20 protein-coding genes and 1 pseudogene are annotated in these 25746 nt (G+C 72.4%); 11 read left to right on the top strand and 10 right to left on the bottom strand.

The annotated features are described in order from the left end of the window. Positions 1-27: 27 nt before the first annotated feature. A complete protein-coding gene (locus O7616_RS26850; RefSeq protein ID WP_282304542.1) occupies positions 28-2154 on the top strand; it encodes an efflux RND transporter permease subunit in 2127 nt (708 codons plus the stop codon). Between the two features lie 50 nt (positions 2155-2204). On the opposite strand, the gene O7616_RS26855 is transcribed toward O7616_RS26850, so the two are convergent. Beyond that, entirely contained in the window at positions 2205-3086 is an 882-nt protein-coding gene (locus tag O7616_RS26855; RefSeq protein ID WP_282304543.1) for a lytic transglycosylase domain-containing protein, read from the bottom strand. Between the two features lie 33 nt (positions 3087-3119). After that, positions 3120-4523, bottom strand: coding sequence for a DedA family protein (locus O7616_RS26860; RefSeq protein WP_282257769.1), 1404 nt, complete (start codon positions 4521-4523; stop codon positions 3120-3122). Between the two features lie 133 nt (positions 4524-4656). Here O7616_RS26860 and typA point away from each other — a divergent pair, with 133 nt between their 5' ends. Beyond that, positions 4657-6525, top strand: coding sequence for a translational GTPase TypA (typA, locus tag O7616_RS26865; protein ID WP_282257767.1), 1869 nt, complete (start codon positions 4657-4659; stop codon positions 6523-6525). A 112-nt stretch (positions 6526-6637) separates the two neighbouring features. Next, entirely contained in the window at positions 6638-7480 is an 843-nt protein-coding gene (locus O7616_RS26870; protein WP_282304544.1) for a serine hydrolase, read from the top strand. Positions 7481-7490: 10 nt separating this feature from the next. Here the strand turns inward: O7616_RS26870 and O7616_RS26875 are convergent, their stop codons facing one another. After that, entirely contained in the window at positions 7491-8288 is a 798-nt protein-coding gene (locus O7616_RS26875) for a tyrosine-protein phosphatase (RefSeq protein ID WP_282304545.1), read from the bottom strand. Positions 8289-8332: 44 nt separating this feature from the next. Here O7616_RS26875 and O7616_RS26880 point away from each other — a divergent pair, with 44 nt between their 5' ends. Together O7616_RS26880 and O7616_RS26885 are read left to right on the top strand one after the other, a co-directional pair. Then, the gene (locus tag O7616_RS26880) at positions 8333-9430 is read left to right on the top strand and encodes a dipeptide epimerase (protein ID WP_282304546.1); all 1098 of its coding nucleotides are present in this window, start codon (positions 8333-8335) and stop codon (positions 9428-9430) included. Positions 9431-9490: 60 nt separating this feature from the next. Continuing rightward, positions 9491-10414 carry an NlpC/P60 family protein gene (locus O7616_RS26885; RefSeq protein WP_282257755.1) on the top strand — a complete coding sequence of 308 codons (924 nt, stop codon included), beginning with the start codon at positions 9491-9493 and terminating at the stop codon, positions 10412-10414. Between the two features lie 76 nt (positions 10415-10490). Here the strand turns inward: O7616_RS26885 and O7616_RS26890 are convergent, their stop codons facing one another. The 3 genes from O7616_RS26890 to pnuC form a co-directional block, all read right to left on the bottom strand. Then, positions 10491-11489: a TerC family protein gene (locus O7616_RS26890; RefSeq protein WP_282257753.1), complete on the bottom strand. Its 999-nt coding sequence runs from the start codon at positions 11487-11489 to the stop codon at positions 10491-10493. 304 nt (positions 11490-11793) lie between these two features. Further along, entirely contained in the window at positions 11794-12873 is a 1080-nt protein-coding gene (locus O7616_RS26895) for an AAA family ATPase (protein ID WP_282304547.1), read from the bottom strand. Continuing rightward, positions 12870-13526 (bottom strand): nicotinamide riboside transporter PnuC, encoded by a 657-nt coding sequence (gene pnuC / locus O7616_RS26900; protein WP_282304548.1) that lies wholly within the window; start codon positions 13524-13526, stop codon positions 12870-12872. Before pnuC ends, O7616_RS26895 begins: the two co-directional genes overlap by 4 nt. Positions 13527-13608: 82 nt before the next feature. Between pnuC and O7616_RS26905 the strand changes: the two genes are divergently transcribed. Further along, complete coding sequence (locus O7616_RS26905; RefSeq protein ID WP_269683177.1) at positions 13609-13902, top strand: antibiotic biosynthesis monooxygenase family protein; 294 nt, start codon at positions 13609-13611, stop codon at positions 13900-13902. A 122-nt stretch (positions 13903-14024) separates the two neighbouring features. Here the strand turns inward: O7616_RS26905 and O7616_RS26910 are convergent, their stop codons facing one another. Beyond that, positions 14025-14882 carry a helix-turn-helix transcriptional regulator gene (locus tag O7616_RS26910; RefSeq protein ID WP_282257749.1) on the bottom strand — a complete coding sequence of 286 codons (858 nt, stop codon included), beginning with the start codon at positions 14880-14882 and terminating at the stop codon, positions 14025-14027. A gap of 1093 nt (positions 14883-15975) precedes the next feature. Next, entirely contained in the window at positions 15976-18084 is a 2109-nt protein-coding gene (gene uvrB / locus O7616_RS26915) for an excinuclease ABC subunit UvrB (protein ID WP_282304549.1), read from the bottom strand. Between the two features lie 206 nt (positions 18085-18290). Here uvrB and O7616_RS26920 point away from each other — a divergent pair, with 206 nt between their 5' ends. Beyond that, entirely contained in the window at positions 18291-20132 is a 1842-nt protein-coding gene (locus tag O7616_RS26920; protein WP_282304550.1) for a hypothetical protein, read from the top strand. Between the two features lie 10 nt (positions 20133-20142). On the opposite strand, the gene coaE is transcribed toward O7616_RS26920, so the two are convergent. Next, entirely contained in the window at positions 20143-21324 is a 1182-nt protein-coding gene (gene coaE / locus O7616_RS26925; protein ID WP_282307740.1) for a dephospho-CoA kinase, read from the bottom strand. 257 nt (positions 21325-21581) lie between these two features. After that, positions 21582-23201: a 30S ribosomal protein S1 gene (gene rpsA, locus O7616_RS26930; protein WP_282304551.1), complete on the bottom strand. Its 1620-nt coding sequence runs from the start codon at positions 23199-23201 to the stop codon at positions 21582-21584. A 361-nt stretch (positions 23202-23562) separates the two neighbouring features. On the opposite strand from rpsA, the gene O7616_RS26935 reads away from it, so the two are divergent. The 4 genes and pseudogenes from O7616_RS26935 to O7616_RS26950 form a co-directional block, all read left to right on the top strand. Continuing rightward, the gene (locus tag O7616_RS26935) at positions 23563-24369 is read left to right on the top strand and encodes a class I SAM-dependent methyltransferase (RefSeq protein ID WP_282304552.1); all 807 of its coding nucleotides are present in this window, start codon (positions 23563-23565) and stop codon (positions 24367-24369) included. A gap of 108 nt (positions 24370-24477) precedes the next feature. Next, complete coding sequence (locus tag O7616_RS26940) at positions 24478-25029, top strand: Uma2 family endonuclease (RefSeq protein ID WP_282304553.1); 552 nt, start codon at positions 24478-24480, stop codon at positions 25027-25029. 35 nt (positions 25030-25064) lie between these two features. After that, positions 25065-25283, top strand: a complete 219-nt coding sequence (locus tag O7616_RS26945) for a DUF2945 domain-containing protein (protein ID WP_282257739.1) — start codon at positions 25065-25067, stop codon at positions 25281-25283. Then, a pseudogene (locus tag O7616_RS26950) lies at positions 25270-25617 on the top strand (DUF3140 domain-containing protein); the annotation flags it as partial. The gene O7616_RS26945 and the pseudogene O7616_RS26950, both read left to right, overlap by 14 nt. Positions 25618-25746 lie beyond the last annotated feature (129 nt).

A 25746-nucleotide genomic window follows, 5' to 3' on the forward strand; every position in this document is an offset into this window, starting at 1 on the left:
TCCCGAAGGACCCCGAGGTCAATCCTGATGTCTGTGTTCACCAGAGTCGCCCGAGGCCGGTTGGCCGCCTGGCTCACCGTGGCCGCGGCGATCGTCGTCGCCGCGATCGTCTTCGGGACACCCCAGCCGGACAACCCGGCACCGGTCTCGGCCACCGGCCTGTCCGCGCAGTGGCAGTCGACCCAGGTGCAGCGCCTCCAGGACCAGCTGCCCGCAAGCGACGTGCAGCCGGCCATCGTGGTGGTCAGCCGCGGCGACGGTGGCGCGCTGAACGAAGCCGACCGGGCGAGCGTCGACACCCGCGCCGGCGAGCTGCGCCGCTTCGCGGCGGGCGGCCGGGTCAGCCCCGCCCAGGTCTCCCCGGACGGCACCGTCGCCCTGGTCGTCGTACCGGTCGACACCGCCGGCGGGCAGGAGGCCGTCACCGCGACGGTGACCGACCTGCGCGACGCGCTGTCGGACCTGCCCGACGGGCTGAGTGCCGACGTGACCGGCGCACCCGCCTTCACGGCCGACCTCTCCTCGGTGTTCGACGGCGCCGACATCACCCTGCTCGCGGTGACCGCCGCCGTCGTGGCGGTGCTCCTGCTGATCACCTACCGCAGCCCGTTCCTGTGGATCGTGCCGCTGGTCGTGGTCGCGGCGACCGAGCAGCTCACCCTGCGCGCGGTGGACACCATCGTCCCGGCCGTCGGCATCAACCTCCAGCAGGGCCAGGTCACCGGCATCGCCAGCGTGCTGGTCTTCGGCGCCGCCACCGACTACGCCCTGCTGCTCATCGCCCGGTACCGGGAGGAGCTGCGGCGTACTGAGGACCGCTTCGCGGCGATGCGCGCCGCGCTGCGCCGCACCGCCGAGCCGATCCTGGCCAGCGGTGGCACCGTGGTACTCGGCGTCCTCACCCTGCTGCTCAGCGAGCAGGAGACCAACCGGGCACTGGCGGTGGCCTGCGCCACCGGTGTGGTCTTCGCCATGCTCTCGGCCCTGTTCGTGCTCCCCGCCGTCCTGGTGCTGTTCGGCAGGGGCCTGTTCTGGCCGTTCGTCCCCCGCGTCGGGGGCCCGGCCCGGGAGGGGCGGCTCTGGGGTCGGCTCGGCGCGGCCGTGGAACGCCGTCCGGTGGTGGTCGCGGTGCTGGCCACCGTCCTGCTGGGTGGTCTGGCCCTGGGTGGGCTCGGGATCCGCACCGGCCTGTCCGAGACCGAGCAGTTCCGGGCCGAGCCCGAGGCGGTGACCGGGGCGCAGACCCTGGCCCGGGCGTTCCCCGCCGGCAGCACCCAACCGGTGGCCGTGCTCACCACGCCCGCGGCGGTGCGGGCGGTCACCGACGCCGCCACCGCCGTACCCGGCGTCGCCTCGGCGCGCCCCGGCGACGCCGGTGCGGCGGTGGCCCAGGTCGACGTGGTCCTGGAGGCCGAGCCCGGCACCACCGCCTCGGACCGCGCGATCGAGGCGTTGCGGGCGGCGGTCGCCGCCGTTCCCGACTCCGCTCCCCCGGCCGTCGCCGGCGCCGACGCGCCGTCCGGGGCGATCGTCGGTGGCTCCGTGGCCGCCACGTACGACTCCGACGAGGCCAACGACCGCGACCTGCGACTGATCCTGCCGATCATCCTGCTGCTGGTCGGCGCGGTGCTGGTGCTCCTGCTCCGCGGGCTGCTCGCGCCGCTGCTGCTGGTGCTCACCGTGATCGCGTCGTTCTTCGCCAGCCTCGGCGCGGCGTGGCTGCTCTTCGACCACGTGCTGGACTTCCCGGCGCTCGACAGCGGCGTCCTGCTGCTCGCCTTCGTGTTCCTGGTGGCGCTCGGCGTGGACTACAACATCTTCCTGGTCACCCGGGCCCGGGAGGACGCCCGCAGCGTGGGCACCCGGGAGGGCATGCTCTCCGCCCTGCGGGTCACCGGCGGCGTGATCACCAGCGCCGGGGTGCTGCTGGCCGCGGTGTTCGCCGTGCTCGGCGTGCTGCCACTGATCACGCTGACCCAGATCGGCATCATCGTCTGCATCGGTGTCCTGCTGGACACCCTGCTGGTCCGCACGGTCGTGGTGCCGGCGCTGGCGTTCCTGCTCGGTGAGCGTTTCTGGTGGCCCGGCCGGATCACCAGGGAGCCTTCCGCGGACGTCCCGGCGTCGCCGGAGCCGGTCGCCGCCCGCGACTGACCGACAGGCGCGACGGGGGCCGTGGCGACACCGTCACGGCCCCGTCGGGGTCAGTAGTCCAGGCAGACGCACTCGGACATCAGCGCGCGCACGTTGCGCACGTACGACGGGTTGGGGATGGCCAGCGGCCTCCCCTCCTGCGCCACCGCCCCGTGCCCGTAGTTGTACGCGGCGATCACCGCGTTGAGCAGGCAGGAGTTCAGCTCGGTGGTGCACAGGGCCGGGTCGAGGCGGAAGTCGGACTCGAAGTACATGTCGCCGATGTACTTCGTCGCCCAGGCCAGGTAGGTGGCGCCCAGGTAGGCGTTGTCCCGGTAGGCGTCGATCTCGTAGCTCTTGTCGAACCGCTGGTTCATCCAGGTCGCGGTGGCCGGCATCACCTGCATCAGCCCGACGCCGCCGTCGCAGGCGTAGATGTTGGACTGCCAGCCGCTCTCCTGCCAGGCGGTGGCCTTGAGCAGGTTGAGCGGGATCTTGATGTCCGGTGCGGAGGACGGCCAGTAGGTGCGGCCGGCCGCGTCGGTCAGCGCCGCCTTCACCTCGGCCCGGGTCGCCTGGGTGCCCTTGTAGCTCGGCTTGCAGGAACTCGGCGCGGGCTTCGGCGGTGCCGGCGGGACCTGCGTCTCGGTGGGCGGCTTCGCCACCGCGAGGGGCTTCGTCGCGGTGCGGGTCGGCTTCTTGGTCGGCTTCTTCGTCGGCGTCGGGGTCGCGCTGCGACTCGGCGCGGCGCCCATCGACTCCACCGCGCTCGCCGACGGGCTCGGCTCCCCGGTGGCCTCGTCGGCGGGGGCGTCGTTCGGCGCGTCGGCGAGCGCCACCGGAGCCGCCTGGTCCTGCGGGCGCTCCCCCTTGTCGGCGCAGCCGACCAGCATGCCCGTCACCAGGAACCCGGCGAGCACCACGGCGCCCCACCGACCGGTCCGTCGAATCATGCCGCTGCCTCCCCGTGTGACCGTCGCCGCACCCTAGCAAGGTTCGACCGGGCTGCGGTGTCCCTGCGACGGCGGCCGGGCCTGGTCCGCCGGCTGCTCCAACTCCCGCACCGCACGGTCCCGGGTGGCCCACGCCACCATGAACACCACCGTCCACAGCACCCCGAGCAGCACAGCCGCGGCGGTCCCGCTCGCCGTGTCCAGGCCCAGGTAGAGCCGCGCGCCTCCGATCCCGAGCACCCCCGCCGCGGCGGCCGTCCAGGCGGCCACCGCCACCGGCCAGCGGGCGCCCCGGGACACCAGCCAGGCCAGGGTGCAGAAGCTCGCCGCGACCACGGCGTTCTGGGTCGGCAGCGGGGCGGACCCGCCGCCCTGCGGCCCGGTCAACTCGGCCACCACGGCCAGCACCACCAGCGGCACGAACGCGCCCACCGTGCCGACCACGCTGAGCAGGTCCGTGCGCCAGGGCCGGCTGCGCCACGCCAGCACCGCCGCCACCAGCGCCACCAGCAGGATCAGCACCGACCCTCGTACCACCGACACCAGGACCGTCGTGGCGTCGGCGGCATCGGGGGTACGCCGCGCGGCGAACCAGCCCGCGATGGCGCCGTCCAGCGCGGCCAGGCCACTGTTGCGTACCGCCAGGGCCAGCAGACCGGCGATGGCGAGCCCGGCGCAGAAGAGCAGCAGAAGCCCGGCGGCCAGGTTGAGCAGCAGCGTCCACGCCGGGCCGATCCGCATGGCCACCAGGAAGAACAGCACCCCGTACCGCGCCGTGAGCCAGCGCACCGGGGGTAACGCGCCCGCCCGGGACAGCAACGCGCGTGCCGGGTCGGGGTTGCGACCCAACCATCTGCCGGCGAGCACCACGGCCAACAGCCCGGCCAGCAGCACCAGCGCCGCGCCGGTGGCCCGGCCGAGCAACCGGGAGACCGTGTCGTACGACTCACCGGCGAGGTGGCCGAGCAGGACCGAGCCGCCCACCCAGGTCACCACCCCGGCCAGGTTCCACAGCACGAACCGCCGGTACGGCATGCCGGCCGCGCCGGCCAACCGGGGCACCAGCGTGCGGGCGAAGGCCACCCACCGGGCCGCGAGCACCCCCCGCCCCCCGAGCCGGGCGAGCATGGCGTCGGCCCGGGCCCACCGCTCGGGCCCGACCCGGTGACCCAGCCCGGCACGCAGCCGGGGGCCGTACCGCCGTCCGGCGCGGAAGGCCAGCCCATCCCCGACGACCGCCGCGGCGATCATCGCGAGCAACGCCGGCCCGAGGCGCAAGGTACCGTTGTAGGTGAGGAAGCCGACGAGCAGCAGGGTAGCCTCACCCGGCACGAGCAGGCCGAAGATCACCGCGGTCTCGCCCGCCACGATCAGCGCGGCGACCAGGTAGATCCACAGGGTGGGCAGACTCTGCACCCAGGTCAGCAGGTCGTGCACTCAGGCCCCCGGGACACGGGAGCCAGCATGCCAGCCGGGAGAACCACCGGCACAGCAGTTTCACCATAGATCAGGGGCACCTGGGGGTGACCCCGACGCGGCCTGCGCGAGCGCAGGCGGAAGGATAGAGGGTATGCAGCTTCGCACCGACCTCCGCAACGTCGCCATCATCGCTCACGTCGACCACGGCAAGACCACCCTGGTCGACGCCATGTTGCGGCAGGCCGGCGCGTACGGCGCACGCGGCGAGACGACCGAGCGGGTGATGGACTCCGGTGACCTGGAGCGGGAGAAGGGCATCACGATCCTCGCCAAGAACACCGGCGTGCGCTACCTGCCGGCGGACGGCTCCGACCCGGTCACCATCAACATCATCGACACCCCCGGTCACGCCGACTTCGGCGGCGAGGTGGAGCGCGGCCTCACCATGGTCGACGGCGTCGTCCTGCTCGTCGACGCGAGCGAGGGCCCGCTGCCGCAGACCCGCTTCGTGCTCCGCAAGGCGCTGCGGGCCCGGATGCCGATCATCCTGGTGATCAACAAGGTGGACCGGCCGGACGCCCGGATCAAGGAGGTCGTGGACGACACCTACGAGCTCTTCCTCGACCTGGACGCCGACGAGGAGCAGATCGACTTCCCGATCGTCTACGCCTGCGCCCGCGACGGCATCGCCTCGCTGACCCAGCCCGCCGACGGCTCGGTGCCCGACGACAGCACCTCCCTGGAGCCGCTGTTCCGCACCCTGCTGGACACCATCCCGGCCCCCGCGTACGAGGACGGCGCCCCCCTGCAGGCGCACGTCACCAACCTCGACGCCTCGCCGTTCCTCGGCCGACTGGCGCTGTGCCGGGTCCGCCAGGGCACCATCAGCAAGGGTCAGACGGTGGCCTGGTGCCGCACCGACGGCAGCACCCAGCGGGTCCGCATCTCCGAGATGCTGATGACCGAGGGCCTGGAGCGCAAGCCGGCCGAGACCGCCGGCCCGGGCGACATCATCGCCGTCGCCGGCATCCCGGAGATCATGATCGGTGAGACGCTGGCCGACGTGGAGAACCCGGTGGCGCTGCCGCTGATCACCGTCGACGAGCCGGCCATCTCGATGACCATCGGCACCAACACCTCGCCGCTGGTCGGCAAGGTCAAGGGCTCCAAGGTCACCGCCCGGATGGTGAAGGACCGGCTCGACAAGGAGCTGATCGGCAACGTGTCGCTGCGGGTGCTGCCCACCGAGCGCCCGGACGCCTGGGAGGTGCAGGGCCGCGGCGAGCTGGCGCTGGCCATCCTGGTCGAGCAGATGCGCCGGGAGAGCTACGAGCTGACCGTCGGCAAGCCGCAGGTCGTCACCAAGGAGATCGACGGCAAGACCTGCGAGCCGGTCGAGCGGCTGACCATCGACGCCCCGGAGGAATACCTGGGCGCGATCACCCAGCTCCTCGCCACCCGCAAGGGCCGGATGGAGCAGCTGGTCAACCACGGCACCGGCTGGATCCGGATGGAGTGGCTGGTCCCGGCGCGCGGCCTGATCGGCTTCCGCACCGAGTTCCTCACCGACACCCGGGGCACCGGCATCCTGCACCACGTCTTCGAGTCGTACGAGCCGTGGTTCGGCGAGCTGCGCACCCGCAACAACGGCTCGCTCGTCGCCGACCGGTCCGGCGCGGTCACCGCGTTCGCGATGATCAACCTGCAGGAGCGCGGCCAGCTCTTCGTCGAGCCGACCACCGAGGTGTACGAGGGCATGATCGTCGGGGAGAACTCCCGCTCCGACGACATGGACGTCAACATCACCAAGGAGAAGAAGCTCACCAACATGCGGGCGTCGACCTCCGACGAGACCGAGAAGCTGATCCCGCCGCGCAAGCTGTCGCTGGAGCAGGCGCTGGAGTTCTGCCGCGAGGACGAGTGCGTCGAGGTCACCCCGACCGCGGTACGCATCCGCAAGGTGGTGCTCGACCAGCAGCAGCGGGGCCGCGCCGCCGCCCGCCGCAAGCACGCCAACTGATCCACCAGCACCCGGCACCGGGCGCGTCGGCCGCTTCCGGCCGGCGCGCCCGTCCGTCTCCCCACCCGGGTACGCGGGCCCGCCCGCCCCTTGATCCGCTACGGTCACCGGCATGACCTGGGATGATCTCGATGCCCGTCTGGACCGGGTGCCCGGCACCGTCTCGGCGTACGTGGGCCGACTCGACGCGCCGCCGACCTGGACCCGGCACCCGGACGCCGCCCACTACGCCGCCAGCACCATGAAGGTGGCGGTGCTCGCCGCGCTGCACCGCGCCGCCGACGCCGGCGAACTGGACCTGGACGCCCCGGTCCCGGTGGTCAACGAGTTCGACTCCGCCCAGCCCGGCGCGCCCCGGTTCACCTGCGCGCAGCCCTACGACAACGACGACGCGGTCTGGGACCGGGTGGGCGGCACGGCACCGCTGCGGTGGCTGGCCGACCGGATGATCGTGCGGTCCAGCAACCTGGCCACCAACCTGGTGATCGGACACGTCGGGCTGCCCGCGGTGGCGCAGGTGTGGGCGTCGACCGGTGCCCGCAACAGCGTCACCGGCCGGGGCATCGAGGACTTCGCCGCCCGCGAGGCCGGCATCACCAACACCGTCACCGCCGCCGACCTGGCCGCCCTGCTCGGCGCGCTCGCCTCCGGCGCGAACTCCCCCGGCGCACTCGCCACGCCCGCCGCGTGCGCCGCCATGCTGGACGTCCTGCTCGCTCAGGAACACCGCGAGGACCTGGCCGCCGGTCTGCCCGAGGGCACCCGCATCGCGCACAAGAACGGGTGGGTACGCGGGGTCCGGCACGGCGTCGGCGTGGTACTGCCCGACGACGCCCCGCCGTACCTGATCGCCGTCTGCACCACCACCGACCCGGACGACGCGGTCGACGACGACGCCTGCCTGCTGATCGCCGACGTCTCCGCCCGGGTCTGGGCCGCCCGCCACGACCTCTGACCCGAGCCGGTCACTCCAACAGCCGCGCCCGCAGCGCCCCGATGTCGCCGTCGGTCAACCCCAACCCGTCGCGCAGGTACGCGTCGAACGAGCCGTGCACCCGGCGCACCTCGTCGTAACCGGCGTCGAGGTACTCGGCGCGGACCTCCAACACCGGCAGCACCGCGTCGACGTCCAGGTCCGGCTGCCGCCGTCGCATCGCCTCGACGATCACCGCGCGCAGACTGTCGGTCAGCTCGTTGTTGCGCAGGTAGTCGGCGCGGATCGCCGCCTCGTCCACCCCGAGCGCCGTCAGCAGGATGACGGTGAGCCAGCCGGTGCGGTCCTTGCCGGCGGAGCAGTGGTAGACCATCGGCAGGTTCTCCGCCCGACCGGCCAGCCGGACCGCCTCGGCGAAGCCGACCCGGGCCGACTCACCGGTGACGAACCACCGGTAGATCGCCGCCATCGCCCCCGCCGTGCCCTGCCGGGCCAGCTCCGCGTACGCGTCCAGGTCGTGGCCGAGCAGCACCGCCGAGACGTACGTGAAGACGGGGTGCTCCGGGTCGTGCACCGGCAGGCACACCACCCGTGTCTCACCGGCGAGCCGGTCGGCCGGGGCCACCGCGATCTCCGAGCCGTCCCGGAGGTCGACCACGCACGCCGGCCCCAGCTTCGCCAGCACCGGCAGGTCCTCGTCGGTGAGCCGCCCCAACGCGGGAGTACGGATCAGCTGCCCCACCCGTACCCGCCGCCCGCCCGCGCCGACGAGCCCGCCCAGCTCGCGCGCGTTCGGTGCACCCACCAGCTCCCAGCCCTGCCCGGTCATCCGGTCTCCCCTCCCGCCGTGTGCCTGCGTATAGGGTGCCCGACATGACGATCTCGGAGGTACGCACCCACCGGGTTTCCGCCCCCTTACACACCCCGTTCGTCACCGCGCTGCGTCGGACCACCACAGTGGACACCCTGGTCGTCGAACTGGTCGACTCCGACGGCCGGTCCGGCTTCGGCGAGGCGCCCCAGGTGTGGCAGGTCACCGGGGCGTCGGTCGCCGGCGCGGGGGCCTGCGTCCGCGAACTGCTCGGCCCGCAGTTGATCGGGCGTGACCCGGACGACCTGGTGACCCGTTGCGCCGAGGTGCAGCGCGCCGTGGCCGGCAACGAGGCGGCGAAGGCGGCGGTCGACGTCGCGCTGCACGACCTCGCCGCCCGCCGGCTGGGCGTACCCCTGGCGCGGTTGCTCGGAGGCACCACCCTGCGGGTGCCGACGGACGTCACGCTGGCGGCCGGCGACGCGGTGGACCTGGCGGCGGCGGCCCGACAGCGGCACGCCGACGGCTTCGGCGTGCTCAAGTTGAAGGTCGGTACCGACGCGAGCGGCGACCTGGACCGGGTGCGGGCCGTCCGCGCGGCCGTCGGGCCGGAGGTCCGGATCCGGCTGGACGCCAACCAGGGTTGGACGCCCCGGGAGGCGGTCCGGGTGATCCGGGGCATCGAGGACTCCGGGCTCGACGTGGAGTTGGTCGAGCAGCCGGTGGCCCGCTGGGACCTGGACGGGCTGGCCTGGGTCAGCGACCGGGTCTCCGTACCGATCCTGGCCGACGAGGCGGTCTTCGGGGTCCGTGACCTGGTGGAGGTGATCCGCCGCCGGGCCGCCGACCTGGTCAACGTCAAGCTGGCCAAGTGCGGCGGGCTGCACCCGGCGCGTACCCTCCTCGACCTGGCCACCGCCCACGGCCTCGGCACGGTGGTCGGCTCGATGATGGAGAGTCAGGTCGGCATCGGGGCGGCGGCGAGCCTGGTCGCCGCGTACGGCACCACGGCGGTCCCCGACCTGGACGCCGCCTGGTGGCTGGCCTGGTCGCCGGTGCAGGGCGGCATCCGTTACGAGGGGGCGACAGTGGTGTTGCCGAGCGCCCCCGGCCTGGGCATCTCCGGCCTGGCTGAAGCAAAGGTGCAGGCGCACGGTTGATGATCGTTGTTTTTCTTCATAGGGTTCCCCCTGGACAGCCGACACGATCTGGGGGTTGACGTGGAGCTGCAACCGGGCCGTGAGGCCGTCGTCCGGGTCGCGGTGGCAACGCTGTGGACCTCCCCCGAGGCGGTCCGTCCGGTCGACCGCCCGGCCCTGACCGCCCGCGCCGACATCCTGGCCTGGGTCTCCGGGATGAACACCGACCAGCAGGTCGGCGACTGCGTGCTGAGCCAACTCCTGCTCGGCGAGCGGGTCCTCGTCAGCGAGCTGCGCCCGGACGGCTGGGCCCGGGTCGTCGCCGTCGAACAGCCCGCCGCCAAGCTCGACCCGCGCGGCTACCCGGGATGGCTGCCCACCGAGCAACTGACGGCCGTCGACCCGGCCGCCACCGGCACCGAACCGCCGCTGGTCGTGGACACCACCGTCACCGGGCTGCACGCCGCCCCCGGCGGTCCGGTGGTGCTGCCCGGCGTCGTCGTCGGCACCCGCCTCGTCCCCGCCGGCCCCGTACGCGACGACTGGCGGCCGGTACACGTCCCCGGCCGGGCCGGGCCGCTCTGGCTGCCCGACGACCACCTCGTCGCGACGCCCGCCGCCGCGCCGAGCGCCGAGCAGGCGCTCGCGGTGGCGCAGCGACTGCTGGACGTGATCTACATCTGGGGTGGCCTCTCCGCACACGGCATCGACTGCTCCGGCCTGGTGCACCTGGCCTGGCGGCGGCTCGGGGTGCTGCTACCCCGCGACGCCGACGACCAGGCCGCCGCCACCACCCCGCTGACGTTGGGCGCGGAACGCCCCGGCGACCTCTACTTCTTCGCCCGCCCCGGCCGCAAGATCCATCACATCGGCATCGTCACCGCCCCACCCGGAGACGGGAGCGAGCGGCGGATGCTGCACGCCTGCTACCGCCGCCGGCGGGTCGTCGAGGAGCCGCTGCCAGCCGACCGGACGGCCACCCTGGTGGGAGCGCACCGGGTCTGACCGGCCGGGCGCGTTCCCGCCCCCGGCCGGCTTTCCACCGCTCCGGCCGTCGCCTCGACCACGTCGGCGCGACGGGTCAGCGGCGAGCGTCGACCAACTCGCGGCGTCGGTCCCGGGAGGACTTGATCAGGCTGGCGGCGGTGGCGACGCCCAGCGTGCCGAGGATGACCAGCAGCGACAGCCAGATCGGGATGTGCGGCGCCCAACCGACGTGCTCACCGCCGTTGATGAACGGCAGGTTGTTGTCGGCCAACGCCTCCAGCACCAGCTTGACGCCGATGAAGCCGAGCACCACGGCCAAGCCGTAGCTCAGGTAGATCAACCGGTCGAGCAGGCCACCGAGCAGGAAGTACAGCTGCCGAAGACCCATCAGCGCGAAGACGTTCGCGGTGAAGACCAGGTACGGCTCCTGGGTGATGCCGAAGATCGCCGGGATCGAGTCCAGGGCGAAGATCAGGTCGGTGGTGCCGATCGCGATCATCACGATCAGCATCGGGGTGAACAACCGCTTACCGGCCACGTGGGTGGTGAGCTTCGCGCCGTCGTAGTCCTTGGAGATCGGCAGCGCCTTGCGGCTCCACCGGATCAGCACGTTCTCGGAGAACTCGTCCTCGTCCGGCTCGCCCTGCCGGGCCAGGTTCACCGCCGTGTAGATCAGGAACGCGCCGAAGATGTAGAACACCCAGGAGAACTGCGAGATCAACGCGGCACCGGCGGCGATGAACCCACCCCGCATCACCAGCGCCAGCACGATGCCGACGAGCAGCACCTTCTGCTGGTACTGCCGGGGCACACCGAAGCGAGCCATGATGATCACGAAGACGAAGAGATTGTCCACCGAGAGGCTGTACTCGGTGAGCCAACCCGTGTAGAACTGCCCGGCCGAACTGGCACCGGAGGTCAACCACACACCGGCGCCGAAGAGCAGGGCGAGACCGACGTAGAAGGCGACCCAGAGGCTCGACTCCCGCACACTCGGCTCGTGCGGGCGCCGACCAATGATCAACAGGTCGACGAGCAGGACCGCAGTCAGTGCGACAAGCGTCCCCGCCCACACCAATCCGGACACGTCCAACGTTCATTCCTCCGGCAGACACGCGGCGTCGGGCACACCGTACGCCCCCGGAGGGGCCGGTGTGCCGCTGTCGCTCACTCTGGTGACTGTCGGAGGTCTCTTCCGCCGCCACCCGTCACCGGGAGGCGACCAACGGAGCCGGGTCGGGACGCCGTGGTTCCGACGACCGACCGTGCTGACGACTCCGTTGCGGGGGAATACTCCCCTCCTCGGTGACCATTGTTGCCCACCACCGCGCGTGATCACACCCCGGGCGGTCGGTGGTCCCGGGACACGCGTCACACCCGCCAGGTTTCCTAGGAGGCTAGGCCCAGTCGGGTGCGACGATCGGGTCGGCGAGCGACCAGCCGGCGGCGAGCACGTCGTCGCAGGCCCGCACCGCCCGCGCCAACCGCTCGTCGTACGTCCCGGTCAGCTCCACCACCGGCACCCCGCACCCGGCCAGCTCCGCACGGAACCGTTCGGTCATCCAGGCCCGCAGATGCTCGCCGTCACGCAACCCGTCGTCGGTGAAGGGCACCCCCCGGTGGTCGGTGAGCAGATAGAGCGCCGGCCGGCGCGCCGCCGCCCGCACCTCCGGCGAGGTGCCGCCCAGGTAACGCTCCTCCCACACGGCCGTGGCCCGCGCGTCGGTGTCGCAGATCAACAGCGGCCCACTCGTCCGGGCCGCCGCGTCCTCGGCGGCCTGCTGCTCGCGGACCACGGTGCGGAAGTCGTCCCGATCCCAGGTGACGTCGAAGACGGTCGCCTGCGGCACGCGCTCCCGCAGTCGCGTCAGCTTGCGGGCGGTCAACTCCCGGCCGTACTCCGGCACCCAGGGCGTGCCGTAGTGCGCCGCCAGCGCCTCGGCCATCGTGGTGGTGCCCGTCGACTCGGCGCCGACCACCACCACCCGCCGGACGAACCAGGCGCGCACCGGAGCGCTCAACCACCGCCAGTGACCCGCCGGGTCCGCGCGGACGGCAGTGCCCGACACCGGCACGGTCCGCCGATCCGGATCCACCGACACGGGTACGGCGTCGAACCGCCGAGCCAACTCGACGCCGTACGCCTCGGAGGAGAACACAGCGTCCACCCGCCGCGACCCGACCGCCGCCCGGAACACCGCGCAGTGCGCGTCCCAGACGGCCGGGTCGTCGTAGTCGACCGGATGGTCGTCGTACCGCCCGACGAACCGGACCCACGGCGTGTCCGCGTGCACCTCCCGCAACCACTCCAGCCGCAGGGCGAGCGGGATGGACTCCCGGCGCGAGGGGGCCACGACGACGGTGACCTCCGCACAACGCGCGGACGCGGCCTCGATCAGCGCGTGGTGCCCGGCGTGCGGAGGGTAGAACTTGCCCACCACCATCCCGTGCCCGAACTCCACGCCCCGCTCGCTCATGCGGCGACCGGCGCCGGGCCGGGCGGCACCGGGGTCGGCGGGTCGACCCGACGCAGGTCCGCCCGCCAGGCCCGCAGGCCGAGCACGCACAGGGCGAGGAAGACCAGGTACAGGACGGCGGTCAGGTGCAGACCCTTGTACGCGTACAACGGGATGTAGATCAGGTCGGCGGCGATCCACAGCCACCAGCTCTCCACCCGCTTGCGGGTCTGCCCGTACGTCGCCAGCAGGGACAACGCCGTGGTCAACGCGTCCGGCAGCGGCACCGTCGAATCGGTGGCCCGGTCCAGCAGGACCCACAGGCCGGCGGTGAGCAGCACGCCGACCAGGGCCAGCGCCCACCACTCCCGTCGCCCCGTGCGGCTCACCGTCAGCCGGCTCCGCCGCTCACCACCGAAAAGCCAGTGCCACCAGCCGTAACAGCCGAGCGCGACGTACACGACCTGGAGCCCGACGTCGGCGTACAGGCCGGCGGTCCAGAACAGCAGCATGAGCAGCAGCACGTTCGCGATGCCGATCGGCCAGTTGGCGATCTTCTGCCGGGCCACCAACCACACGTTCAGCACACCTGTCGCGAACCCCAGCAACTCCGCCCAGGTGGTGCCCGTACCGGCCACCTCGAACGCGGTGCCGGTGAGCCAATCGATGATCACGATGCCACCCTAGGGGCACCCTCCAGGCTGGAACAGACCCCGGGACGCCAGCGGCCCCGCCCGCCGTGGGAGGCTTTCCGACATGGTGCTCGAAGTCGCGCTGATCGACGTACTACCCGGACACGAGGACGCGTTCGCCGCCGCCTACGCCGAGGGTCACCCGGTGCTCGCCGGTGCGACCGGCTGCCGGTCCGTGCGGATGACGCGGGGCATCGAGTCCCCGACCCGCTTCGTGCTGCTCGTCGAATGGGACTCGGTCGAGGCCCACGAGGACAACTTCCGCGCCACCGAACGCTTCGAGCGGTGGCGTGCGTTGATCGGGCCGCACTTCGCCGGGCCGCCCGTGGTCGAGCACTTCCTCGACGTACCGGCCTGAGCGTCGCTGTCGTACCCCGGGCTCGCTGTCGTACCCCTTGGTTATCGTGCCCGCGCACGCGCCGGCCGCCGGTCCCGACGGGCTCGGGGGCGCCGGGCCCGGTGGCCGCGCGGCACGACGTGCTACTCGCCGACGCGGCGGGCCAGCACGGTGACCGTCTCCTCCGGTGACAACGCCGCCGCCAGCAGCGCCTCGGTCATCCGCTGGTAACGGTCGACGTCGAGCACGGTGGCCAACCGCACGTCGGTGGTCAACGCCTCGAGCATCACCGTCCGCGGGTCCGCCGGGTCCGGAAAGGCATAGCAGGAGTACGGCGTGAGCGGGTGCAACCCGCCACCGGCCACGCCACGGGGCAGCAGCCGCACCGTCACGTGCGACAGCCCGGTCACGGCCACCAGGTGCCGCAACTGTTCACGCCAGACCGCCTCCGGCAGGTCGCCCGGGTCGCAGACCGCCTCGGCGAGCACCGCCGTGTAGCGCGGCGGGTAGGCCCGCCGCAACACCTCCTGCCGCAGCGCCCGGGCGCGCACCTCGGCCTCCACGTCCACCTCGGGCGTGAGCTGCGCGCTGGCCGTGACCAGCACCCGGGCGTACGCGGGCGTCTGGAGCAGCCCCGGCACGACCGACGGCTGATACTCGACGATGTCGGCCGCACCCGCCTCCAACTCGGCGTAGGTGCGCTGCCGTTCACTCATCTCGCCCAGCGTCTTCCACCAGCCGCGACTGGTGGCCGCGTCCCGGGCGATCACGATCAGCGCCTCACGGGCAGGCGAGGGAACCTTGTAGATGTCCAGCAGATCGAGCACGTCGGCGAGGTCAGGACGACTCTGACCCAGCTCGATGCGGGACAACTTCGACGTCGAGGCCCACCCCAGCCGGTCGCAGACCTGCTCCAGGGTCAGCGCCTCGCGCCGGCGTAGCTGGCGCAGCTCTGCGCCCAGACGTGCACGTCGAATGACAGGACTTGTCGGTAGCGGCATCCCGGCCTCCCCACCGAGGGAGAGTACGCAGGACGATCACCCAGTGCAATAGGTCGCTCGCAGACCGCAATCAGGGCATCCGGTGCCGCCGCCGACTCAGAGCAGAGAATCCGCCTAAATCGCCGCCCCGCGCCCCGCGCCCCGCGCCCCGCGCCCCGCGCCCCGCGCCCCGCGCCCCGCGCCCCGCGCCCCGCGCCCCGCGCCCCGCGCCCCGCGCCCCGCGCCCCGCGCCCCGCGCCCCGCGCCCCGCGCCCCGCGCCCCGCGCCCCGCGCCCCGCGCCCCGCGCCCCGCGCCCCGCGCCCCGCGCCCCGCGCCCCGCGCCCCGCGCCCCGCGCCCCGCGCCCCGCGCCAAGATCCTCACAACATCGGGGATGTTGCTGCCTCAGACACGCGGGAGACAGCAACATCCCCGATACTGCGCGGATTTTGGCGACGAACACCTGGTGTGGGGCGGCCTGACCGCTGGCGTGAAGGCGTCGTCGGTGGGGGTCAGAATGGTGAGGCCGGCGCCGGTGGGCGATACCACTGACGGCCCCTATGGAGCTGATGTCGCAAACGATTCACCGTCAGAGAGGCTCGATCGAGGAGCTGATGTCGCAGACGATACGGCCGATCAAGCGAGGCTCGGTCGCGAAACGGCCGGAGGGCGAGCCGAAGAGAGGGCCGGAGGCCGGTCGAGGAACGACCGTAAGGGCGGCCGCCTGGCGGGGCCGATGCGGGGCCGATGCGGGGCCGTGATGCCACAAACGATTCAGCTCCAAAGGCTCCCACCACCGACACAACTCCGAACCCGCCACCGACACGCGCCCGCGCCCGCCGGCCAACGCCTGCCACCCATCGCCTGTCCGCCGGCACCCGACGGTCAGCCCACGCCCGCCCACCAGCCGACGCCCGGCCGCCAGCCAGGCGCCCGGCCGTCAGGACGCTCCGTGCTGCGCCGGTCGGTCACGCCCAGCTGAGCGCCCGCACGCACCCAGGAATCGGGCCACCCGGCGACGGCGGCCTCGCAGGCCGATGCCGTTCAGCCCACCCATCGCATGCCTCGACCGCCGACGCCCGAGCGGGCGCTGGTTGTCGCCGAACGGCCGGCCATCACTTCACGCCGGCGGCGTCCATGCCACGTAGCTCCTTCTTCAGGTCGGAGACCTCGTCGCGAATCCGAGCCGCCAGCTCGAACTGCAGCTCGCGGGCGGCGGCCAGCATCTGGTCGTTGAGATCCTGGATCAGCTGGGCGAGGTCGGCGCGGGCCATCCCCTCGCGCGAGGTGGTGGCAGCGGCGGTCCGGCTCCGGCTGCGGGTCTCCTTGACCGGCGCCTTGCCCCGGGAGAGCTGACGCACCGCTCCCCCGACCCGGGAGTTCTCGGTGTCCTCCGCCTCGCGGTAGATGTCGTCCAGGATGTCGTGGATCTTCTTCCGCAGCGGCTCCGGGCTGATGCCGTTGGCCTCGTTGTGCGCGATCTGCTTGGCCCGCCGCCGGTCGGTCTCGTCGATCGCCGCCGCCATCGACGGGGTGATCTTGTCGGCGTACATGTGCACCTGGCCGGAGACGTTACGGGCCGCCCGCCCGATGGTCTGGATCAGCGACCGCCCGCTGCGCAGGAAGCCCTCCTTGTCGGCGTCGAGGATCGCCACCAGCGACACCTCGGGCAGGTCCAGACCCTCGCGGAGCAGGTTGATGCCGACCAGCACGTCGTAGTCGCCCTTGCGCAGCTCGCGCAGCAGCTCCACCCGGCGCAACGTGTCGACCTCGGAGTGCAGGTAACGCACCCGGATGCCGTTCTCCAGGAGGTAGTCGGACAGATCCTCGGCCATCTTCTTGGTCAGCGTGGTGACCAGCACCCGCTCGTCGCGGTCGGTCCGGAGCTTGATCTCGTGCATCAGGTCGTCGATCTGGCCCTTGGTCGGCTTGATCACGACCTCCGGGTCGACCAGACCGGTGGGCCGGATGACCTGCTCGACGAACTCGCCCTGGGCCTGCTCCATCTCCCAGGTGCCGGGAGTCGCGGACAGGAAGACCATCTGGCCGACGCGCTCCAGGAACTCGTCGAAGCGCAACGGCCGGTTGTCGGCCGCGCTGGGCAGCCGGAAGCCGTGGTCGATGAGCATCCGCTTGCGGGACGCGTCGCCCTCGTACATGCCGCCGATCTGCGGGATCGTCACGTGCGACTCGTCGACCACGGTGAGGAAGTCGTCGGGGAAGTAGTCGAGCAGGCAGTGCGGCGGGCTGCCGGGCAACCGCCCGTCCATGTGCATCGAGTAGTTCTCGATGCCGGAGCAGAAGCCCACCTGCCGCATCATCTCGATGTCGTAGGTGGTGCGCATCCGCAACCGCTGCGCCTCCAGCAGCTTGCCCTGCCGCTCCAACTCGGCGAGGCGTTCGGCCAGCTCCGCCTCGATGTCACGGATCGCCCGCTCCATCCGCTCCGGACCGGCTGCGTAGTGCGTCGCCGGGAAGATCACCAGCTGGTCGACCTCGCGGACGACGTCACCTGTCAACGGGTTGAGGTAGTAGAGCTTCTCCACCTCGTCGCCGAACAGCTCGACGCGGACGGCCAGCTCCTCGTACGCCGGGATGATCTCCAGCGTGTCGCCGCGGACCCGGAAGGTGCCGCGCTGGAAGGCCATGTCGTTACGGGTGTACTGGATGTCGACCAGCCGGCGCAGCAACTGGTCACGGTCGAGCTCCTGGCCGACCTGCACCTTCACCGCCCGGTCGAGGTATTCCTCCGGGGTGCCCAGGCCGTAGATCGCCGAGACGGTCGCCACCACGATCACGTCGCGGCGGGTGAGCAGCGACATGGTGGCCGAGTGCCGCAGTCGCTCGACCTCCTCGTTGATCGAGGAGTCCTTCTCGATGTAGGTGTCGGTCTGCGGGATGTAAGCCTCGGGCTGGTAGTAGTCGTAGTACGAGACGAAGTATTCGACCGCGTTGTGCGGCAGCAGCTCGCTGAACTCCTTGGCCAGCTGCGCGGCGAGCGTCTTGTTGGGGGCGAGCACCAGGGTCGGACGCTGCAACCGCTCGACCAGCCACGCCGTGGTGGCGCTCTTGCCGGTGCCGGTCGCGCCGAGCAGCACCGTGTTACGGTCGCCGCGCCGGACCCGACGCGCAAGCTCGTCGATGGCGGCCGGTTGGTCGCCGGCCGGCTGGAACTCACTGACGACCTGGAAGCGGCTGTCGAGCCGGGGAATGTCGAGCGCCATACCGTCAACGGTACGCCGGAGGTCCGACAGGAACGGCCGTCACGCCGGGTACGTGATCAGCTTCAATATTCCCATTGTGTGGCCCATGTCACCGGGACTACCCTCTTCGTGTAGGCCGCTCGCGGCGGCCGACCGGGCCGGTGGCCAGGCCGTCATCACGGCCGGCCGCCCCCGGCACTGCGGTCGCAGCACCCGGCTCGTCCGGCGTGCGCACCCGTGTGGTCGCGCTCGAGGCGCAGACCGGCCGCCGCGAGCGCCCCTGCTCGTCACCCCGGTGCCTCCCCGCCCGTTTCATCTCCGTGGACACCTCAGCGACCCCGACTCCCGACACCGCGTCCGGTCGGAGCACCGGCGACGACGCAGACGCCGGGGACGCACGCCAAGCCGCCACACGCAACACCAACGCCAAACGAGGGCGCCGGTCCGCCACCTCCCGCAGTGCCGACCTCGCGCGGCCGACCTTCGACGCCGAGGTCAGGCCGACCACCAGCAGAGCCGCTCCCGCCCGATCGGCCGACCGGGGCCGGGCCGCCGCGCGCCGGACCGCCACCGGGCGAGGCACCGGGCCGACCGGGGCCGACCGAGGTGACGACACCACCGCATCCGGCGTCGACCCGGCGGTCGCGTCCGGCAGGGCCTCGGCCGGTCGCCGTCGGCGTACCCTGCTGCTGCTTCTCGCCCTGACCGCGGTGACGTCGGCGGCGGCGCTGGTGCTCGGGCTGTTGAGCTGGGCGCCCGACCCGCCCGACCCGCCCGAGCCGGCCCGGCCGCTCACCGTCGCCGAGGGCGAGCGGCTGGCCGCCGTGCGGGTCACGAACCTGCGGGACCTACGCGCCGGGGTCCGTGTCACCGCCGGCGTCGACGCCGCCCGGGTCGAGTTGGTGGGTTGGGTGGACTGGTCGCGGTCACTGCTCTACCTCGACGTGGGTGGGCCGGGCGCGGGTGCCGAGCGTGGGCTGGTGCAGAGGGTCGGCCCGGTCCTGGTGGTCCGGCCCGACCCGGCGGCCGTACCCACTCCCGCCGCGCCGCCCCTGGTGCCTCCGGCGGACCGTTGGCGGTTGCACCGCCTGGCACCTGGCACGAACCTGGCACCGGTTCTCGACCTGCTCCTGCGCCTCGCCGCCGACCGCCCGGACGCGACCCAGGCGGTGCCGGGCGGCGGGGCGCGCTGGGTCGCCCGGGAGACGGTGGCCGCCGGCCCCGTGGACGTCCTCCAGGCGTCGCTGCCCGGGACACCAGCCCCCGATCCGGCACCGGGCAGCACCGCCGGTTCGACGGGCGCCGACGCGGACGGGCAGACCCGGTACTGGCTCGACCAGGACGCCCGCCTGCACAAACTGGTGACCAGGCTGCCGGGCGTCGGCCCGGTCACGGTGGTCCTCAACCGGGCGGACCGGCCGACCCTGCACCCGGTGGACGCACTCGGCGGCCGACCCGGGCTGCCGCGCGCGCTGACCGACGCCGAACGCCGTCGACTGGAGCGCCTGCCCGCCCGGTTGAAGGCGCAGGGCGGTGCCACGGTGACGCTGACCGCACCCGTGGGCACGGACACGAACCTGCGCGGGGCCGGCTGGGTGAGCTGGACCAGGCGTACCGCGTACCTGGCGGTCGCCGACCTGGGTGTGCCGGAGCGCCGGACCCTGCTGCGGCGCGACACCACCGGTCTGGCCCGGGTGGACCTGCCCGCGGGCGCCGCCGGTGGCGGCACCGCGGAGGCTCCCGAACGGCCGCCGCTGCCGCCCCCGGCCGGGCCGTGGCGGGTCACACGACCCGGTGGGGACGCCCTGAGCGTGCTCGTCGACGCGGCGGTGGCCGCCGGGTCGGTCGGGCCACGCGGTACGGCGGTGCGGGTACGCGAGGACGTCGCCGACCGACGGACCGTGGACGTCATCGAGGTGGGCCCGCCCGACGGGCGGTTGCGCTACTGGATCGACCGGGACGGGTCGCTACGCCGGCTGGAACTGCATACCGACGCCGACGCGTGGGCTCAACTGGATCTCCGCCCCGCCGTGGTGCCGCGGCTGGCCGCCGCCCCTCGCCCTCGTTGATCCGTGCCGCTCAGGGCCGCCAGCCGGTCTGCTCGGCCCACTGCTCAGCCCGCAGGTACTCCTCGTCGAACCACGGGTCGCTGGCCGTGCCCGAGACGCCGACCTCCGGAGCCGCGTCGGCCAGGTCCCGCTTGAACATCAGGTAGGCGGCCCGCTGGTCCGGGTCGGCACGCAGGTGGTCGCGCATCATCAGGGCGTACCGCCAGCCCGGTGAGTCGGCCACCCGGACGTGCAGGCGAACCGGGCGGGCCGGGTCCGCGCTGCCGTGCAACCTCTTCTCCCACCGGGCACTGCCGGCCGGGCGCGGGTCGTCCCACCACTGCCCCGGCACCCGGGGGAACCCGGCGTTCGCCAACCGGTCGGCCAGGGCACCATCGGCGTCGGCGAGGCTGGAGACGGCGACCTGCACGTCGATCACGTCCTGGGCGGCGAGGCCGGGCACTGCGGTCGCGCCGATGTGGTCGATCCGCAGGGCGTCCGCGCCGAGCGCGTGGCGGATGCGGGCGGCCAGCCGCGCGTACTGCTCCGGCCACGTCGCGTCGGCGTCAGCCCGGTCGACCTGACCGGGCGGGACCACCCGCCGCTCGCGCAGATTGTCCTCGTAGGGCAGCAGCCGACGCCCCCAGAGCGCGTCCACGGCGTCGTGCAGGGCCGCCAGGCTGCCGTCGTTGGTCAGCACCACGTCGGCGGCGGCCCGCCGACGGGCGTCGTCGGCCTGGGCGGCCATCCGCCGCTCGGCCTCCGCGCGGCCCATCCCCCGGTCACGCGCCAACCGTTCCAGTCGCGTCGGCACGGCCGTCTGCACCACGACCACCAGGTGGTACGTGGGCGCGAGCCCCACCTCGACCAGCAGCGGTACGTCGTTGACGACGATCGAGTCGGGTGCCGCGGCGGCGGTCAGCTCGGCGGTCCGGGCCCGAACCCGAGGGTGGGTGATCGACTCGAGCCGCCGGCGCGCCGCCTCGTCGGCGAACACCAGTGCGCCCAGTGCGGGCCGGTCCAACGCGCCGTCGGCGCCCAGCACCTCGTCGGAGAACGCGGCGACGATCTCGGCCAGCCCGTCCGTGCCCGGTGCCACGACCTCCCGCGCCACCTGGTCGGCGTCGATGAGCACCGCGCCCCGCTCGACCAGCCGTGCGGCCACCGCGCTTTTGCCCGACCCGATCCCGCCGGTCAACCCCACTCTCAACACCGGACCAGTCAACCGGATGCCCAACCCCACCAGCAAACCCGCCCACCCGACCAACCCGGCCCGCCCGAGGTCCGCCCGGCGTGGCGCGGGGCGGCGTGGCGCGGGGCGGCGTGGCGCGGGGCGGCGTGGCGCGGCGTCGCACGGGGCGGCGTCGCACGGGGCGGCGCGGCCCACGACAGGGCACCCCGCTCACGGCGAAGGCCCCGCCCCCGGCGATCCGAAGATCGCGGGGACGGGGCCTGTCGTCGTTCAGCGGGTCACTTACCGCCGGCGAGCTTCTCCCGCAGTGCGGCGAGCGCCTCGTCGGTGGCCAGCGTGCCGGCCGGCTCCTCGGCCTGCCGGCTCGGGGCCGGGCTGGACGAGGAGGTGGTGCCACCGCCGCCACCGGCAGCGGCCGGGACGGCCGGGGCCGGGTTGGCAGCGGCCTCGGCGTCGGCGGCCCGAGAGGTCTGCACCTGCTTGGTGTGGGCCTCCCAGCGCTGACGAGCCTCGGCGTACTGGTTCTCCCAGGTCTCGCGCTGCTTGTCGTAGCCCTCGAGCCACTCGCCCGTCTCCGGGTCGAAGCCCTCCGGGTAGATGTAGTTGCCCTCGTTGTCGTACGTCGCCGCCATGCCGTAGAGGGTCGGGTCGAAGTGCTCCTCGCCCTCGACGAAGCCCTCGTTGGCCTGCTTGAGCGACAGCGAGATCCGGCGACGCTCCAGGTCGATGTCGATGACCTTGACCATGACCTCGGAGCCGACCTGGACGACCTGCTCCGGGATCTCCACGTGGCGCTCGGCCAGCTCGGAGATGTGGACCAGGCCCTCGATGCCGTCGTCGACGCGGACGAACGCACCGAACGGAACCAGCTTGGTGACCTTACCCGGCACGATCTGCTGGATCGCGTGGGTGCGGGCGAACTGCCGCCACGGGTCCTCCTGGGTCGCCTTCAGCGACAGCGAGACCCGCTCGCGGTCCAGGTCGACGTCCAGGACCTCGACCTCGACCTCCTGGCCCACCTCGACGACCTCGGACGGGTGGTCGATGTGCTTCCAGGACAGCTCGGAGACGTGCACCAGACCGTCGACGCCACCGAGGTCCACGAACGCGCCGAAGTTGACGATCGAGGACACGACGCCCTTGCGGACCTGGCCCTTCTGCAGCTTGTTGAGGAACTCGGTGCGCACCTCGGACTGCGTCTGCTCGAGCCAGGCCCGGCGGGACAGGACCACGTTGTTGCGGTTCTTGTCCAGCTCGATGATCTTGGCTTCGAGCTCCCGCCCGACGTACGGCTGCAGGTCGCGCACACGACGCATCTCGACCAGCGACGCGGGCAGGAAGCCGCGCAGCCCGATGTCGAGGATGAGGCCGCCCTTGACCACCTCGATGACCGAACCGCGGACGACGCCGTCCTCGTCCTTGATCTTCTCGATCGTGCCCCAGGCCCGCTCGTACTGCGCCCGCTTCTTGGAGAGGATCAGACGCCCCTCCTTGTCCTCCTTCTGGAGGACCAGGGCCTCGATGTGGTCACCAACCGTCACAACCTCGGCGGGGTCCACGTCGTGCTTGATCGACAACTCCCGAGAGGGGATGACGCCCTCGGTCTTGTAGCCGATGTCGAGCAGGACCTCGTCCCGATCGACCTTGACGACGGTGCCTTCGACAATGTCGCCGTCGTTGAAGTACTTGATGGTCTCGTCGATCGCGGCGAGGAAAGCCTCCTCGGAACCGAGATCGTCGTGGGTGACCCGGGTGGCGCTCGAGGGGGCCTCGATGCTGCTCGTCATGTGGGCGGTTGCTCCGGTCGGTGGGTTGTCACAGCAGGCTGGTGTCGCGGTGACCTGTTCGCGCCAGCGGATCCGTCGCCGGGCACACCGAACGATCGCTAGTGAGATCATGATGTGGCTCCGTCGACCGCGCACCTGCTCCCTGCCGAGGCAACGCGATCCGCGAGCGCATCGTCTAGCCTACCGTGCGCATTACCACAGCGTGCAAGCCCTCCCGGCTTCTCTACGTGCGGTGACCTGCGAAAGGCGAACAATCACCCGGAAACGACCCCTGCTGTCTCGTGCGTCACAGCAGCCACACCGACCCCCGCCGAACGGGTGTCGGGCGCCGGTCATCGCTTGATCGACTCGGGCTCACCGGGAGCCCGGCGGGTCCCCGCGACGTGCCGGAAACCGTGTCGATCGAGGTGCCGCTCGAATCTCGGCCGCGCCGCCGCACCCGACGCGGAGGGGAGGGCCTAGCGTGGGCGCCGTGGATGACGACAGCCGGGTCACCCGGCGGCGGGTGGGTGACGCGGAGACCCGTCGGGCCAACCGTGGCTGGTGGGACACCGACGCCGACGACTACCAGGCCGAGCACGGCGCGTTCCTCGGCGACGTCGACTTCGTCTGGTGCCCGGAGGGGCTCCGCGAGGCCGACGCCCGCCTACTCGGCGAACTGCCCGGACGGCGCGTGCTGGAGGTCGGCTGCGGCGCGGCGGCCGCTGCCCGCTGGCTCGCCACCCAGGGCGCCCGGCCGATCGCCTTCGACCTGTCCGCCGGCATGTTGCGGCACGCCGCCAAGGCCGCCGACGACACCGGGGTACGCGTACCGCTGGTGCAGGCCGACGCCCTCGCCCTGCCGTTCGCCGACCGGTCGTTCGACCTCGCCTGCACCGCGTTCGGCGCGATCCCGTTCGTGGACGACTCGGCGACCCTGCACGCCGAGGTGCACCGGGTCCTGCGCCCCGGCGGACGATGGGTGTTCTCGGTGACCCACCCGATGCGGTGGATCTTCCTGGACGATCCGGGCGAGCGCGGGTTGACCGCCGTGCACTCGTACTTCGACCGTTCCCCGTACGTGGAGCAGGACGAATCCGGCGTGGCGACCTACGTCGAGCAGCACCGTACGCTCGGCGACCGGGTCCGGGAGCTGGTCGGGGCCGGCTTCCGGCTGGTGGACCTGGTGGAGCCCGAGTGGCCGGAGGGACACGAGGGCATCTGGGGGCAGTGGAGCCCACTGCGCGGGCGCCTCTTTCCCGGTACGGCCATCTTCGTCACCGAGAAGCCCGCCGACTGAGCGCGTCGCACCTGTGGTCCGACCTGCGGGCCATCGATCGCCGGTAGGCTCGGCCCCATGAGCGCCGAGCCCATCCCGACATCACCTGGCCCCTGGTGTCCGGATCCGATGCGGCAGCAGCGTGCCGACTACACGCTGGAGGACCTGCTCGCCCTGCCGGACGACGCCCCCCGCGTCGAACTCGTCGACGGAGTTATCCAGGTGACACCCTCCCCCACCCTGGGCCATCAGAACATCGCCAGCACGCTCTGGCTCTGGCTGCGCAATCACGCGCCACTGCACCTTCGTGCCGCGCAGGCCGTCGGAGTCAAGCTGGGCCACAACACCAGTCGACAGCCGGATGTGCTGGTGCACCACGCCAACGTGGCATCCGTGCACTCCATGCTGCGGCCGGCGGATGTCGTGCTCGCCGTGGAGATCGTCTCGCCCGGCACGCGACGAATCGACCGGTTCGCGAAGCCCGGTGAGTACGCTGCCGCCGGCATCCCGTTCTACTGGCGGATCGAGCAGGACCCGCTGCACGTCTACGCGTACCGGATCGGCGACCGCGTGGGCCCGGGCGGTGAGCGGCAGTACGAGCTGGTCGCCGACGGTGCCGACGTGATCGAGCTGACCGAGCCGTTCGACATCAAGCTGCCGATCGCCGAGATCACGCCGTAGCCGTTTCGCCGCACCGGCGTCGGGTAGCCGAGGGCATGGCCGAACAGAGATTCCACAAGGGCGACCATGTCTCCTGGTCGGCCCACGGAAGCCGCGCGTACGGCGTGGTGCGGGAGACCATCACCGAGCGGACCCGGATCCGGGGGCGAGCCGTGAACGCGTCGCCCGACGACCCGCAGTACCGGGTCCGCAGTGACGGAACGGGCCGCGACGTGGCCCACCGCCCCGAGGCGCTGCGCCATGAGCAGGGCTGACGACCAGGGCCGGGACACCTACCGGGAGTTCACCGAGGCGGTGAACATGAAGCCCGGCGAGCTGTCGTCCTGGCTGGAGACCGACGAGTCGAAGCAGGTCGGCTGGCACAAGGGCGGTCGTTCCGGTGGCGGCGAGTCCGTCGGGCACGAGTCCGGCCGGAAGATCATCAACCTGTTGCGACGTAAACGCAGCGATCTGTCCGAGGGCGACTACAAGCACATGCGCAAGGTGGTCGGCTACGTACGCCGGCACATGGCGCAGCGCCCCTCCGGCAACATCCGCGACACCAAGTGGCGCTGGTCCCTCATGAACTGGGGCCACGACCCGATGAAGTAGCGAACCGGCCCGATACGTCGCGGGCCCCCGCAGCAAGATCCGCACAACTTCGCTGAAGTTGCTGCCTCAGAACGCCACGACCCAGCACTTTCCCCGAAGTTGCGCAGATCATGAGGCGGGGGACGG

This window comes from Micromonospora sp. WMMD964, from assembly GCF_029581455.1.
In the GTDB taxonomy this organism is placed as follows: Bacteria; Actinomycetota; Actinomycetes; order Mycobacteriales; family Micromonosporaceae; genus Micromonospora.